The organism is Parabacteroides sp. PH5-46 (assembly GCF_029892785.1).
Classification (GTDB): Bacteria; Bacteroidota; Bacteroidia; order Bacteroidales; family Tannerellaceae; genus DFXE01.
On sequence record NZ_JARXXA010000005.1, the window covers coordinates 141271 to 155943 of the forward strand.

11 protein-coding genes and 1 pseudogene are annotated in these 14673 nt (G+C 45.6%); 4 read left to right on the forward strand and 8 right to left on the reverse strand.

The window, feature by feature from the left end; all coding sequences use genetic code 11:
- Positions 1-46: 46 nt before the first annotated feature.
- The 5 genes from M2470_RS06965 to M2470_RS06985 form a co-directional block, all read right to left on the reverse strand.
- Positions 47-1204, reverse strand: a complete 1158-nt coding sequence (locus tag M2470_RS06965; protein ID WP_280744322.1) for an MFS transporter — start codon at positions 1202-1204, stop codon at positions 47-49.
- A 67-nt stretch (positions 1205-1271) separates the two neighbouring features.
- Positions 1272-1757 (reverse strand): Cys-tRNA(Pro) deacylase, encoded by a 486-nt coding sequence (gene ybaK, locus M2470_RS06970; RefSeq protein ID WP_280744323.1) that lies wholly within the window; start codon positions 1755-1757, stop codon positions 1272-1274.
- Between the two features lies 1 nt (position 1758).
- Positions 1759-3885 (reverse strand): Tex family protein, encoded by a 2127-nt coding sequence (locus M2470_RS06975; RefSeq protein ID WP_280744324.1) that lies wholly within the window; start codon positions 3883-3885, stop codon positions 1759-1761.
- 33 nt (positions 3886-3918) lie between these two features.
- Positions 3919-5286: an ATP-binding cassette domain-containing protein gene (locus tag M2470_RS06980; RefSeq protein ID WP_280744325.1), complete on the reverse strand. Its 1368-nt coding sequence runs from the start codon at positions 5284-5286 to the stop codon at positions 3919-3921.
- The gene (locus M2470_RS06985; RefSeq protein ID WP_280744326.1) at positions 5283-6200 is read right to left on the reverse strand and encodes an ABC transporter substrate-binding protein; all 918 of its coding nucleotides are present in this window, start codon (positions 6198-6200) and stop codon (positions 5283-5285) included. The genes M2470_RS06980 and M2470_RS06985 overlap by 4 nt, the downstream gene beginning before the upstream one ends.
- 320 nt (positions 6201-6520) lie before the next feature.
- Here M2470_RS06985 and M2470_RS06990 point away from each other — a divergent pair.
- Positions 6521-7398: pseudogene (locus tag M2470_RS06990) on the forward strand (alpha/beta hydrolase-fold protein).
- Positions 7399-7404: 6 nt separating this feature from the next.
- Here the strand turns inward: M2470_RS06990 and M2470_RS06995 are convergent.
- Both M2470_RS06995 and M2470_RS07000 read right to left on the reverse strand, forming a co-directional pair.
- Positions 7405-8331: a cation diffusion facilitator family transporter gene (locus tag M2470_RS06995; protein WP_280744327.1), complete on the reverse strand. Its 927-nt coding sequence runs from the start codon at positions 8329-8331 to the stop codon at positions 7405-7407.
- A 43-nt stretch (positions 8332-8374) separates the two neighbouring features.
- Positions 8375-9277 carry a sugar phosphate isomerase/epimerase gene (locus M2470_RS07000; protein ID WP_280744328.1) on the reverse strand — a complete coding sequence of 301 codons (903 nt, stop codon included), beginning with the start codon at positions 9275-9277 and terminating at the stop codon, positions 8375-8377.
- A 144-nt stretch (positions 9278-9421) separates the two neighbouring features.
- On the opposite strand from M2470_RS07000, the gene M2470_RS07005 reads away from it, so the two are divergent.
- The 3 genes from M2470_RS07005 (at position 9422) to M2470_RS07015 (ending at position 13020) form a co-directional block, all read left to right on the forward strand.
- The gene (locus M2470_RS07005; RefSeq protein ID WP_280744329.1) at positions 9422-10489 is read left to right on the forward strand and encodes a DUF4831 family protein; all 1068 of its coding nucleotides are present in this window, start codon (positions 9422-9424) and stop codon (positions 10487-10489) included.
- A 29-nt stretch (positions 10490-10518) separates the two neighbouring features.
- Complete coding sequence (locus M2470_RS07010) at positions 10519-12060, forward strand: peptide MFS transporter (RefSeq protein ID WP_280744330.1); 1542 nt, start codon at positions 10519-10521, stop codon at positions 12058-12060.
- Positions 12061-12141: 81 nt separating this feature from the next.
- On the forward strand, positions 12142-13020 hold the full coding sequence (locus M2470_RS07015) for a creatininase family protein (RefSeq protein WP_280744331.1): 879 nt from the start codon (positions 12142-12144) through the stop codon (positions 13018-13020).
- A gap of 85 nt (positions 13021-13105) precedes the next feature.
- On the opposite strand, the gene M2470_RS07020 is transcribed toward M2470_RS07015, so the two are convergent.
- The gene (locus M2470_RS07020) at positions 13106-14665 is read right to left on the reverse strand and encodes a RagB/SusD family nutrient uptake outer membrane protein (RefSeq protein ID WP_280744332.1); all 1560 of its coding nucleotides are present in this window, start codon (positions 14663-14665) and stop codon (positions 13106-13108) included.
- Positions 14666-14673 lie beyond the last annotated feature (8 nt).

The following is a 14673-nucleotide window of genomic DNA, read 5'->3' on the forward strand; positions in this document are numbered from 1 at the left end:
CTTATAAAACATTAATCGTTCATCATTGAACATTAGACCTTAAACCCTAAACTTCTTCCCTGATTTGCAACAAAAGGAAAAGCAGCCCGGGAATAAAGATAACGAGAGAGGAGACCAATAGAGCGGTCTGAAGGGAGTAAGCGTCGTTGAGCCAGCCGATAAAGGGGGCGATAGCGGCAAACATCAGGCGGATGACAAAATTGCGGATAGACAAGACCGTTGCCCGCATATCCGAGAAAGTAAGTTGATTGATGTATCCTTTGAGGATAGGAGTAGCAAATCCGCGAAAAATATAGAAGACCCACAATACAGCAAGCCCCAGGTAGCTGAGATTATACGCCAGAGCCACATACCCACCTACAATAAAAACTAAGATCAGGATGTTCGACCGCTTCATGCCCAGCCGTTCTTCTATCCTGTCGGAATACAGCGCGGCGATACCGACCGTGAGGTTCAGGACGGTCCAGATAATCCCAAAATAAGAGGTAGGCGTCTCCAGATAAATAAGCAGGGGCTGTACAAACCAGGCCATCGTAAGGGTGGCAGCGCCTATGACTCCCGAAAACATGATATTGTAGCACAGTTTCCGGTTCGTAAACAAGGAATATTTGATGATGCGAAGAATTTCGGAGAGTGGGTTTTGCGTTTTATCCGCCAGCCGGATCTCTTTCAATGCAAAAGCAGCCGGAATACCTGTAAAGGCTATGACTGCCTGCCCGTAAAAAGGCAAGCGCAGGGAGTAAGCAGCCAGCAGTCCGCCAATGATACCGGCTACGGCTTCCGCAAAGTTGCCGATCATCGTGATCCGTCCCTCGTAGCGCAGATACAGGTTCTCTTTTTTGTAATGTACAGTGGTATCATATAATAGAGCCGAGTCTGCTCCATTCACTAAGGTTTGCCCGGCGCCCAGTAATACCTCAGCTACTAAGAATGCCGCAAAAGTGAAGGTAAACGAGTAACAAAGATATCCGCAGAAGAACAAAATACAGCCCAGGATGAGGCATTTGCGCCGCCCCCACACGTCTGCCAGATAGCCGGAAGGTATCTCCAAAGTGACGGCAACAATCGAATAGACACTTTTCAGTATAAAAACATCCTGCAAGCCCAGTCCATGCTCTCCGTAAAAGAGCACGATAATAGGCATCACCAGTGTAAACCACTTGGAAAGCTTTATCAGATAAAGCGACAGGATATTCCTTCTCATTCAGACGTTATTAAATTTTAATGGCTCACGAGCGAAAATAAATAGCTCACGTGCCATATGTATTGGCTCACGAGCGGTTGCTCACCAGGTCGCAGACGGTAGCTTTTGTAATGCTGATCAGGTCGGATGAGGCAAGGAATAGCTGGAGTCCGCGCTGTCCGGCGCTGATGTAAATCTGCTCGAATTGCCCGGCGCTCTGGTGGATGTACGTTGGGAAAGGCTTCTTCATCCCGATGGGAGAACAACCGCCCCGGATGTATCCGGTAAGCGGCAGCAATTCCTTCATGGGGATCATTTCGCAGCTCTTGTTTCCGGAGGCTTTGGCTGCCTTCTTCAGGTCTACTTCTTCGTCACCCGGTATGATGCAAACGAAATACCCGCTTTTGTCGCCGTGAAGGATGAGCGTTTTAAACACCTGCTCTACGTTTTCGCCCAATTGGTCGGCTACGTGGGTGGCACTTAAATCGCTCTCGTCTACTTCGTAGGGAACAAGCTGATAGGCTATTTTCGCCTTGTCCAGCAAGCGGGCGGCATTCGTTTTACTTACTTTCATATCAGAGTCCTTTCATGGATAGCTGTACGCGCTTCCTTTGCAGGTCTACACTCAGTACTTTTACCTTTACATGCTGATGGATAGACACTACCTCGGTTGGGTCGGAGATAAACCTATCGGCCAGTTCGGAAATATGTACCAGCCCGTTTTCTTTGATACCTATATCTACGAAGCAGCCGAAGTTGGTAATATTCGTTACAATGCCGGGCAATACCTGTCCGCTCTTCAGGTCTTCAATGGTTTTAATGGTCGGATCGAAGGAGAATACCTGGATGGCCTGGCGTGGGTCGCGTCCCGGTTTGTCCAATTCTTCCATGATGTCGAGCAAGGTAGGCATCCCTACCGTCTCCGTCATATATTTTTCTAATTTGAGCTTCTTTTTCAGTCCTTTGTCTACAATCAAATCTTCTACGGAGCAGTCTAAGTCTTTGGCCATAAGCTCTACTATCGGATAGCTTTCGGGGTGAACGGCTGAGTTGTCCAGCGGATTCTTTCCACCCTGTATGCGTAGGAACCCAGCGCTTTGTTCAAAGGCTTTCTCGCCCATGCGCGGCACTTTTTTCAACTCTTTACGCGTTTTAAACGGCCCGTTCTCTGTACGATAGTCTACGATGTTTTGTGCCAAGGTAGGGCCCAGTCCCGAAATATAGGTGAGCAAATGCTTACTGGCGGTATTGACGTTTACACCCACTAAGTTTACGCAGCTTTCTACTGTCGTGTCGAGGCTTTTCTTAAGCAAGCTCTGGTCTACGTCGTGTTGGTATTGTCCTACGCCGATGCTTTTCGCGTCAATCTTTACCAGCTCTGCCAAGGGATCCATCAGGCGGCGCCCGATGCTGATTGCCCCGCGCACGGTGACGTCATACTCGGGAAATTCATCGCGAGCCGTTTTAGAGGCCGAATAGATGGAAGCCCCGTTTTCGCTGACAACGAACACCTGTACTTTGCGGTCGTAGCGGATTTCGGTGATGAAGCGCTCGGTTTCGCGGCTGGCCGTCCCGTTTCCGATAGCTATGGCATCAATGGCGTACATAGACACCAACTGAGCCACTTTGGCGGCAGCCTTTCCTTTTTCATTCTGCGGCGGATGCGGATAGATGGTTTCGTTGTGTAACAGGCTTCCCTGTGCATCCAGGCAAACCAACTTACAACCGGTACGGTAGCCGGGATCTACACCCAATACCCTCTTTTGTCCCAAAGGAGGAGCCAGGAGCAACTGGCGAAGGTTCTCGGCAAATACGCGAATGGCCTCTTCGTCTGCTTTGGCCTTGCTGAGGTTGGCATATTCAGTCTCGATGGAAGGCTTGAGCAAACGTTTGAACGAATCATCCACTGCCTCTTCCACCTGATCGGCTGAGGCATTCCGTCCCTTTACAAACTTGCGGTGCAACCTGTCGAGGCAAGATTCCGTATCCGGTGAGATGCTAACCCTCAATACCCCCTCTGCCTCGCCCCGGCGCAAGGCCAATAGGCGGTGCGAACTGGCACGGTTCAGCGGTTCGTTGAAGTCGAAATAGTCCTGGTACTTGGCGCCCTCTTCTTCTTTGCCTTTCACCACTTTGGAAGTAATGATAGCCGTATGCTGGAAGGAGTTACGCACGGCATTACGAGCCTCTTCGTTTTCATTTACCCATTCGGCAATGATGTCCCGCGCGCCTTGCAGTGCCTCTTTCTCGTCTTTTACCTCGTCGTTGATAAAGGCCTGTACGCGAATGTCCAGGTCTCGTTCGTTTTGTTTTAGTATGATTTCTGCCAGCGGTTCCAAGCCCTTTTTGCGGGCTATCTCCGCTTTTGTCACCCGTTTGGGTTTGTACGGCAGGTAGATGTCTTCTATTTCTGTACTATCCCACGATTCTTCAATCCGCTTCTTTAGTTCGGGTGTCAGCTTGCCTTGCTCTTCGATGGAAGACAGGATGGTTTCTTTCCGCTTGGCCAGCTCCGTCAACTTGTCATACTGATCTTTGATATTGCCTATCTGTATTTCGTCGAGCCCGCCTGTTACTTCTTTACGATAGCGGCTGATGAAGGGGATGGTTGCTCCTTCGCTAAGCAATCCGACAGTCCTCTCAACTTGTCCGGAAGGAATACCCAATGTGCGTGATATCAGGGTATGGAATAATGTAGTCATATTATTGTTATTTCTTTTTCAGCCCAAAGATACTTATTTTGGGAAATAAATAAGTTCATCCGCTAATAGTTCCAACTCTTCTTTTTTGTGGGAAGTAAAGATAAGCAACTGATTTTTCGTCTGCTGCCTTGCTTTTATATAATCAGTAATTATGTATATCAGTTCTTTATCCAGCCCTTTAAAAGGCTCATCCATCAATAGGAAAGGAGAAGGGAAGGCCAGCGCGCGGACCATGGCTACCCGTTGTTGTTGTCCGTAGCTTAATTCGTCCGGCATACGATCGACATATTCTTCCATCTGAAACCTGGATAATATCTCCCTCACCCTACCCGTGGCCTTCTCTTTGGAATAGCAAGCGGACAAGGGAAGCAAACAATTCTCTAACACAGACAAATCCGGGAGTAACAAAGGCTCCTGAAACAGAGAGGCAATCCCCCGGGATCGGTCTATACAGAATATTCCTTTGTCGGGTATCAGGATGCCGTTTATCAGGTTCAACAAGGTTGTTTTCCCTGCCCCCGAAGGAGCTGATACACCATAGATTTTCCCTGAATGGAAGGTAAATGTAAAATGGTCTATCACCTTTTTATCGTTGTAGGAGAAGGCGATATCCTCCATCTGTATATCCGAATGAATCAAAGGTATCTCCCTGTCGATAGCCGGGAAAGAAAGCGGAAGTCTTAGCTTTTCAAGCCTGGCGATCCCTTTATCAAAGATGAAGCTGATCACGATAGCTATAATGGTCCAGGCCAGCAATTCGGGCACTTCTATGAACACTTGCGCCCGCTTCATTTCGCTACCGATTCCCCAGGTGCATTGAGCCAGCACTTCTCCCATGATAATGGCCCGCCAACCGAATCCCAAGGCAGAAGACAAGCCACTGAACAAAAACGGCTTTATCTGCGGATAGTAAATGTGCAGCAACCTCCTTTTCCCGGTAATGAGAAATACCTGCGCCATATGAGTATAAGCCGGTTTCAGATGTAATATCCCCTTGGTCAGGTTCTCGGTAAGCAAAGGAAACATCACCAGAAAGGCAATGATCAGCGGTATGCTTTCCGCATGCAGATAGATAAGCGCCAGCAAGATAAACGAGACGACAGGTATCGAACGCATCAGGGTAAGTATAGGCCTGAAGGCTTCGTACAAGTATTTATAGCGGGCAAAAAGAACGGCAAAGCTGCCCGCCAGAACAAGCGAAAACAGAATGCCTGTCAGCCCGCGAAGGATGGTAGCTCCCAGTGACTGATAGAACAAAGGAGTTATGAACAGCAAACCCAGCGTCTGAAGCGATTGAAGGACAGAAGGAAACAGCTCCGGATGGTTGATAATCTGTGCTGCCACTTGCCATACAACAAGCAGAAACACAATAGAAATCAATGCCGGCAGTTGTTTTTTCATCTTTCCGGGCCACTTATAAAGGCATCGTCGGGTAGTTTTCCTCCGATAGCCTTTGGTTCATAACTATAGATCACTTCCAGGAATTTACAGATACTTTCTTCCGAATCCTGAGCCGGAATGTAATTGATCTTGCAGCGTTTGATGCTCTCCTTCGTAAGCGCATCGGAAAAGAATACCTGACGGGATGTAAGGATGCGGATGGCCTCCTCGGGCTGCTCATTGGCAAAGCGGCAACTCTTTTCCAGGAGGCTGTCTATCTCGTGACGATAGTTTTCCAGCGCAGGAGAGAGCAAGATAGCCGTCTGTGCAAATCCGGCTGTATTTTCCAGCAGGTTGAGGTCTGCTACGATCTGTAGCGTACTGTCTCTTCGCAGCGCCATGCTTAAATAAGGCTCGCCCAAAACTACCCGGCTGGCTTTACCTACATACAAAGCCTGCATCACTTCCTGTACTGTAGCAAAGGAATAATCCAGGGAGTAGTCTAATTCCTGTTGCTGCAGGTAATAGCGGGTAAGGATGTCGGGATTCGTCCCGGCTCCGAAGACGAACAGCGAGCGATCATCCGCCGCCTTATCTTTCCTCTCCACCAGGTAGAGCGTTCCCCAGATAGGGCAACCGGCCAGTATATAGCGGATTTTCTTATTGTACAGGTTGGCAGCATTTATCATCGGTAATACGGCTATATCTGTCTTCCTCTTAATCATCTTAGCCTGCATCAAATCAGGAGAATCAATAATCCTGACAGACAGTTTCTTCCCGTCGAGCACAGGAGGATACTTCATCCATTCAGCCAGCGCAATAGCCGAAGGTCCCCGCAGAACCGATACATGGATAATCTCAGTTGTCTGCTCTGTTCCCTTACAACCACAGAACAGCATGAAAGCCAGCAAGTAAAAGCAAATATATTTGGGCATTTAATATAAAAGTTTGTGCAAATTTAGCCAAAAGAATCCAGTATTCGCCGGGCAAAACACCAAATTTCTTCTTCAAGCCGGATGAGAAGTGAAACGACAGGAAAAACGAAAGATATTAAATCCCACAGTTGTTGAACATGTGTTCAACATATGTAGAACATGAGTTCAACAATTGTAGAACACGTGTTCTACAGTTGTGGGACGATAAGGATGATAATTAAGATGTAATTACCTATTCCTCGAAAGCCTGTGATTCAACTATTGTTGGTAACTTTGTACAGGCATATAAGCCTGAAGAGTAACTCAAATAACAAGTAATCATGAAAAAAGCAATTCTCTTAATCATGGCAATAGGGTTCACCCTACCCGCTATTGCTCAATACGACTGGGGGGCACAAAGTAAAGTAGAAACGAAAACAATCAAAAGCCAGGTATTAGATGCCGAGCGGGATTACAACATTTTTCTGCCCAAAAGCTATGACACGGAGAAAGACCGGAAATACCCCATCCTCTATCTGCTGCATGGCATGATGGGCAACAACAAAGACTGGTTTGAACGGGGCTATGTAAAAGATGTGATGGACCAATTAGTGGCAAGCGGTGAAGCCTGCGAGATGATCATCGTTAGCCCGAATGCCGGAGGCAATATCTATGAAGGAGTCTGGAATGGTTACTTTGACATGCCGGGCTGGAAATATGAAACATTCTTCTATACAGAGTTTCTGCCTCATATTGAATCAACTTACCGGGTGATAGCCGATAAGGCGCATCGTGCCGTTGCCGGTTTATCCATGGGAGGAGGAGGCGCCACCTGCTATGCACAACGCCACAGCGATATGTTCTCTTCGGCATACGCCATGAGTGCTTTGATGTCTATACCGGAACAGGGAGCAGCTCCTTCGCAAAGTCCGGACGACAAGATGGCTATCCTCACCAAATCGGTGATCGAACATAGCTGTGTGAAATACGTGGAAGAGGCAGATGACGCCGGAAAGAACAACTCCGCAGTGTAGTATGGTTTGTAGATTGCGGCGACGACGACTTCTTGCTCGACAGAAACATCGAGTTTACACAAGCCATGCGCAAAGCACAAATCCCTTGCCAGTTCCGCGTTCGCGACGGAGGGCACACCTGGGAATACTGGCACTCTGCCTTGTACACCTGCCTACCTTTCGTAACCCGTAATTTTGGTAAATAAATAGAATTACCCCGGAAGGTTTTCTTTGCCTATGCCGAATTTTTCGGCGGGGTGGTGTTTGCCTTTGGGTTCGATGTGGACTACGATGTCGTAGACGTTTTCGATGGAGGCTTTGATGCTTTTTTCTACTTCGTGGGCGATGTGGTGTGCTTCGTTCAGGCTGAGGTTGCCATCGGCTTCTACGTCCAGGTCTATCATGTACATGTTACCGATCAGGCGGGAGCGTACGCGGTGTGGATTACTGGCGCCAGGTACTCGTTCTACGGCATCAAATATCTTGTTGTAAATGCTTACGTCTTTCACACCGTCCATCAGTTCAGCATTTGAATCCATGAAAATACTGATGGAGGTTTTAAGGATAAAGAAGCTGACGATCAATCCGGTAACCGAGTCCAGAATCGGCATCTTCAGGATAAACGTAAAGAATAAACCCAGCAATACACTGGCAGAGATAAGCACATCGTTACGCATATTCATGGCATTGGCTATCAGCATAGAACTGCCGATCTTCTTGCCCTGGCGGTATTGGTAGAATGCCAGCCCTAGTTTGCCGATAATAGAAAAAAGTGTAACATAGATGGCAATAGTGGCAGGAAGCTGTCTTGGCTCCTCTGAAAAGATACTTTGCACGGAGGATACAAGCATCTGAACCCCTGCATAAAAGATAACAAGTGAAAGGATTTTGGTAGCTATTCCTTCTGCCTTTTCATAGCCATAGACATACTTACTGTCGGGAGGGCGGTTCATAATCCGGGCTGTAAAGATCATCACAACCGAGATAACCACATCCGTAGCCGAATCAATACCATCCCCCAAAACAGCCAGACTGCCTGAAGCTAAACCAATAACGATCTTAGCGACAGACAGTATAGCATTGCCAATGGTACTAATCCAGGAAGTACGCATCAGTACCTTTTCTTTTGATGCAGACATATTCAATACGTATTAAGCCTGCAAAGATACAATCTTTTTTATCTTACCAGGCAACAAACCTTGCTGCTGCCAGGTAATCGTAACACATTTTTAGCGATTTAAGCGGTGTGTAGTTATATTCTTCCTGTTCTACATAATAGTCTTCAACCCCAGCATTAGAAAAAAGCTTAAACACATCTTCCAAAGCTACATGCCCATGCCCCATTTCTGTTGCCACCTTGGTTTTAACATCGGTATCACGAATATGCAGACAACCAAAACGTCCGGGATAAAGCTTCAGATACATCCGGTAATCCGCCATTTCATTCGCCACATGGCCGATATCCATCTGAAAAGCCACCAGGCGTTTCTCCGTTAATTCCAGATATAGCTGATACGGGATCTGATCTTCGATGGGATGGAATTCTTCCCGGTGATTGTGATAGCCAAACTTCAGGCCGAAGCTAGCTGCCAGTTCACCAACTCGATTGAAGATGTCGGCCAGTCGTTTTACTTCGTCCAGCTTGGTATAGTGTGCTCCCGGATAGCCGGCCTGTACAATCCACTTGCTACCGGCGGCCTTTGTGTCTTCCATGTTCTTTTTCACAGCATCCCAGGCTTTGTCCGAGTCGTTATCATAGATATTAAATCCGGTATGCGAACTGGTCATTTTCATACCTAAACTACCCACAAAATCAGCAAATTCCTTAGGACTTTTGCCAAAAAACTTCCCGTCACTATACCCGTATGTTTCTACAAAACTGTAACCCATCTTGGCTACTTCACGTAAGGTTGCTTCCGGGTTTTTAGCCATATCGTCACGCAGACTGTATAGCTGAATACCTATCTTCTTTTTTTTAGCCATAGAAGAAGTTGTAACAGGAGATGCCATCAATGAATGATCCGGCAGAATAGCCGTAGCTGCTACTGTGGCAGCTGTTGTTCTGAAAAAATGTCGTCTGTTCATGTTCTTAGATTTATACAAGATTGTAAATATCGTAAAAATATTCCGGATTTGTGGGAAAATTAAGCAGGTTCTATGCTTATTGCGCTATCATTTACAAAATATTTTTTAGTTTTGTGGAGAAGTTCTCTTTTTAAACAAATAAATATGAAGAATCTGATTATTGTCTTATGTCTGCTTATTAGCTTGCCGGCCTTGGCACAAACAAAAGTAACGAAGAAGGTTGCAACTAAAAGCAATAATTTCGGCATAACATATTCACTACCCAAAACTACGCTGATTGTAAACGCAGAAGTAACAAAAGTAACCTGCAAAGCCGGCCCATACTACAGATATGCAGAGAAATATCTGGGAGTAAAGAATCCGGTGGCAGAAGACAAAGTATATTACCAACTGGGCAAAATAACACTCATCAACAAAGGGATACCCGATCCGGAAAACACCTATATTGTAGAGTTCAAATCGGGCACGGTAGCCCCTTATGCATTCTTAACGGAAGAGGGCTTGCTTTGTTCTATTAATGCGGATTATACCCCACCGGCATCTGAGCTGGAGACAGTCCGCAAGGATAAAACAGGCTCCGCGAAAGTAGAAGACATCTCTGTTTTCTCGGAAGAGCTTTTAATGGCCGGTTCTACAGCCAAACAAGCCGAAGTAGCCGCCAAGCAGATCTATCGTATCCGTGAAAGCCGCATGAATATCTTAACCGGCGAGGCCGACAACCTCCCACCCGACGGAGAAGCCATGAAACTGGTGATAGAGCAGTTGGAAAACCAGGAAAAAGCGCTGACCAACCTTTTTACCGGTATTTGCTCAAAGGAAACAGACTATTACGATGTAACAGTAGAACCGAACGATAATATGGAAAAAGACGTATTATTCCGCTTTTCCGAGCTATTGGGAATTGTTCCGGCCGACGACCTGGGAGGTACGCCCGTTTACATGAATCTGAAAGCCATCGAACGTGCTCCGGTTTTAGACGCCAAAGAAGCTGAAAAGAAAGAAAAATCACTCAAAGGTATTATTTATAACGTTCCGGGTAAAGCATCCGTAGAAATTGTCATGAACAAAAACGCATTATTCAGGGGAGAAGTACAAATTGTACAGTTCGGAAGCCGTGAAGGCTTGGCTCCTGTTATGTTTGAAGATAAAAAGGCTCCGGTAAAAGTACTCTTCTATCCGGAGACCGGCGCCATTAAACAAATCATTCAATAAATTATTAACTTTAAAACATTCAAAAACACATGTTCAAAAATCATCCTAAAGGACTAATCGGAGCGGCCTTGTCTAACATGGGCGAACGTTTCGGTTTCTACATCATGATGGCTATATTGTCATTGTTTCTCATGTCTAAATTCGGATTAGAGAAGACAGAATCTACCATCATTTATTCCATATTCTATGCTTTAATCTATCTGCTGGCATTGGCAGGTGGTTTTATTGCCGACAAAACAAAAAAGTATAAAGGTACTATTCTGGCAGGTTTGTTATGTATGTCTATCGGGTATGCTCTGATTGCCATCCCTACTCCTACTCCTGTTCCTAATCTGCCTTTGTTTCTTACATTAACCTGCATAGGTTTGTTTGTTATTGCATTTGGTAACGGTTTATTCAAAGGCAATCTTCAGGCTGTAGTAGGGCAAATGTATGATGATCCTAAATACTCTGATAAGAGAGATACCGGATTCCAGATCTTTTATATGTTCATCAACATCGGTGCTTTGTTTGCTCCGCTGATTGCTGTAGGTATCCGTAACTGGTGGGTAGCTGCCAATGGATTTACATACAATCCGGACCTTCCCGCTCTTTGTCATCAATTCCTGAAAGGAACCATTTCCTCTGATGCTGCCGTACGCTTTGGAACATTGGCTTCAGATGTCAGCCAAGTAGCCCCTGCTGACCTGACTGCATTTGCCAATCAGTATCTGAATGTATTTAATACAGGCTTCCATTATGCTTTCGGTGCTGCTGTGGTTGCCATGCTTATATCATTGGTTGTATTCCTGTCTAATAAAAACAGTTTGCCTGATCCGGCTCTTAAAGCTGCTGCAAATAAAGCCAGTGGAGTTGCCGACAATCAGCCTCAAATGTCTAGCCAGGAAATACGTCAACGCCTATACGCTCTTTTCGCAGTATTTGCAGTTGTTATCTTCTTCTGGTTCTCATTCCACCAAAACGGAGTAACATTGACTTTCTTTGCTAACGACTATACAAACCTGAGCTGGTTGAAGTTCGACCTAGGGTTTACCACCATAGAAGGAGCCGAAGTATTCCAATTCTTCAATCCTTTCTTTGTAGTATTCCTTACGCCTGTAGTTATCGGGTTCTTTGGTTGGTTGAGAGCTCGCGGCAAAGAGCCTTCTACACCTCGTAAGATAGCCATCGGTATGGGTATTGCCGCTATTGCTTTCGTAGTAATGGCAATCGGTTCTTTCGGACTTCCTAGTGCAGATGAAGTAAAAGCGATGGGAGGGCTTTCCGATGCAATGCGTGTAACCCCATTCCTGTTGATCGGAACATACTTTATCCTTACGGTCGCTGAACTGTTTATCAGTCCGCTTGGACTATCATTTGTTTCTAAAGTAGCTCCTCCGCAATATCAAGGTATTATGCAAGGTTGCTGGTTAGGTGCTACAGCCCTTGGAAACCAGTTGCTGATATTGGGAACTGTATTCTACGAAAACATTCCTATCTGGGCTACCTGGTGTGTATTTGTAACAGCTTGTCTTATCTCTATGGGTACAATGCTTGCCATGTTGAAATGGCTTGAAAGAATTGCAAAATAAATCCTTATCATAACTATAAGAAGGTCACAGGTCGGATTATCGGTCTGTGACTTTTTTTCTCTCACTAAATTATAAACCACAATGAAACAGTTACTTTTATTATTTGTTTTTTTATTCTCAATCGTTGGCATTAAAGGACAGAACCTGCCGATTGGTTGGGAAGAGCTGACAGCTCCTGATTTTAAAAAGGCAGTAGAGCTATCAGAAGGTGTTTGTGTGATCCCGATGGGAGTAGTAGAAAAACACGGTCCGCATCTGCCCTTAGGAACAGATGTTTACACAGCGCGCGAAGTAAGCAAGCGGGCTGCATCCAAGGAATATTGCATCGTATATCCCTACTATTTCGTAGGGCAGATATTTGAGGCACAGCAGCAACCGGGCACCATCGCCTACAGCTCAGAGCTGATATACAAGATGCTGGATGAAACCTGCCGCGAGATATCCCGCAATGGTATCAAAAAGATTATCCTGATGAACTCGCATGGAGGAAATACCACCTTCCTGCAATATTTCTGCCAGACCCAACTGGACAAACCGAAAGATTATGTAGTCTACCTTTTCACTCCTTCCGTAGACGCTGAAACTCAAAAGAAAATAAGCTCGATGAGGAAAAGCACTACCGGAGGGCATGCTGACGAGGTGGAATCAAGCTCTATGATGGCGATCCGCCCCGACCTGGTGAAGATAAACCAGGCAACCAGCGAACCGGGTGTAGATATGAACCGCCTGCAACAGAAGAATGTATATACCGGTATCTGGTGGTATGCCAAATATCCGAACCATTATGCCGGAGATTCTAAAGATGCGAACGCAGAACTGGGAGAGATAAGCCTGGAACAAAGAGGCCAACAACTGGCAGAAGTAATCAAAATGGTAAAAGCAGACCAACAAACACTTAAGCTGCAAAACGAGTTTTTCAAAGAAACGCTGTCTCCATTGAATACACCGATCAGACGCTAAAAAAGAAAACAGAGCGTTCGGTAGCACTACGCCGACGCTCTGTTTAACAAAGGCTTATAACGAATTGAAAATCAAACCTGAGACATTAATTCGCAGATGAAAACACCGGATAACCCGGGTTCTGTACCAGATTAGGATTTCTTTCCCATGCTGTTTGAGGAATCGGGAATAACAAACGATATTCCGGACTTCTGTCGGGCTTCAGATAAGCAGGATCCAGGAACTTACCGAAACGGATCATATCCTGGCGACTATAATTCTCCCAAGCCAGCTCCAGCCTTCTTTCCAGATATAAGTTATCAAGCGTAGTAGTGGCATAGTTATGATCTGCATTTCCATACCCTCTTTCGCGGACAAGGTTGATTAGACGGGTAGCTTCTGCATTATCCTGTCCTAAACGGAGTAAGGCTTCCGCTTTCATCAGGTAGACATCAGCCAGGCGGAAAATAGCAAAATCATTTTCCATTTCCGAGCTTGACAAACCAACTTCCCATTCCCATTTGTTCACGCGGCCTCCATCTTCCTGGTTTACTTCTCCCCATTGAGTTCCTTCTTTCAAAGAACCGTCAAGCATCGTAAGATCAACCGTATGGATAAGCGGTCGGTTATGAGCCGTAGTGATAATTTCACCTGTTTTCGGATCATAGAGTGCCCCAAGTAAGAAAGAACCTTCCTTACGTTGGTCTTCATCGTCAAACTGTTTGATATAATCCGGTTGGGCACAAATTCCATTCCAGGTACCAAAGCTCATGCCTAATGCAGGAGGAGCCAAATAGTGTAGCGTTCTATAGTTTAAGTGATTGCCACCATCAGACTTACCAAAGCATATCGGAAGTATAATTTCTTTTGAATTCTGGTTCTGAACAGCAAAACTGGCTTTCCAATCCGGTTCAAAAATGTAAGGTAAGCTCATTACTACATTACAAGCATCGATAACGCCTTGCCAGTTCGGAGTACCTATCCATACTTCAGCATTCAGGTACATTTTTGCCAATAAAGTATAAGCAGCACCTTTTGTGAACTTTCCATAGCTAGCACCTGACACATCATCACGCAGAGCATCTTTAATTTCGTTTAGTTCCTTGATTACGAAATTAAACAGTTCTTTCCGTGGGGTAATACCCGGAAGTGAAGTGTCGTTAAAGTCTATAGCCAGAGGGGCATTTCCGAAGTTATCAATCAGCATATAATACCAATAAGCACGAATACCACGAATTTCATACAAGGTTCTTGCTTTCAGATCGGCATCCATTTCTGTTTTCTCAATAATGCTGTATACCTGGTTACAAGTAGAAATACCTTCCGTACATGCATTCCAACCATTACGAACCAAGTTGTTACGTGCTGTCCAGGTATGTAGTTTAGCTTCCATGTGAGCACCACCATCCCACCAGTCACCACCTCGACGGGTTGGACTGATCGCCATATCAGACGTTTCTTCAATCAAACAAAAGAAGTCGCCCGGCCAAGCACTCTTCAACGTCTTATAGATCGGAGCAATAATTGAATTGATCTGGGCAGATGTTTGTCCGAACTGGTCGGCAGGGATGGAGTCGTATACATCTTCGTCCAGATCGGTACATGCCGGCATACTCCACAACAATGTACATCCTATAATCAATGATAATATATGTATCTTTTTCATATTCTTAT

Coding starts and splice junctions, on each gene's coding strand:
- M2470_RS06965 (WP_280744322.1), bottom strand. CDS start 1,204: ATGAGAAGGAATATCCTGTCGCTTTATCTGATAAAGCTTTCCAAGTGG.
- ybaK (WP_280744323.1), bottom strand. CDS start 1,757: ATGAAAGTAAGTAAAACGAATGCCGCCCGCTTGCTGGACAAGGCGAAA.
- M2470_RS06975 (WP_280744324.1), bottom strand. CDS start 3,885: ATGACTACATTATTCCATACCCTGATATCACGCACATTGGGTATTCCT.
- M2470_RS06980 (WP_280744325.1), bottom strand. CDS start 5,286: ATGAAAAAACAACTGCCGGCATTGATTTCTATTGTGTTTCTGCTTGTT.
- M2470_RS06985 (WP_280744326.1), bottom strand. CDS start 6,200: ATGCCCAAATATATTTGCTTTTACTTGCTGGCTTTCATGCTGTTCTGT.
- M2470_RS06995 (WP_280744327.1), bottom strand. CDS start 8,331: ATGTCTGCATCAAAAGAAAAGGTACTGATGCGTACTTCCTGGATTAGT.
- M2470_RS07000 (WP_280744328.1), bottom strand. CDS start 9,277: ATGAACAGACGACATTTTTTCAGAACAACAGCTGCCACAGTAGCAGCT.
- M2470_RS07005 (WP_280744329.1), top strand. CDS start 9,422: ATGAAGAATCTGATTATTGTCTTATGTCTGCTTATTAGCTTGCCGGCC.
- M2470_RS07010 (WP_280744330.1), top strand. CDS start 10,519: ATGTTCAAAAATCATCCTAAAGGACTAATCGGAGCGGCCTTGTCTAAC.
- M2470_RS07015 (WP_280744331.1), top strand. CDS start 12,142: ATGAAACAGTTACTTTTATTATTTGTTTTTTTATTCTCAATCGTTGGC.
- M2470_RS07020 (WP_280744332.1), bottom strand. CDS start 14,665: ATGAAAAAGATACATATATTATCATTGATTATAGGATGTACATTGTTG.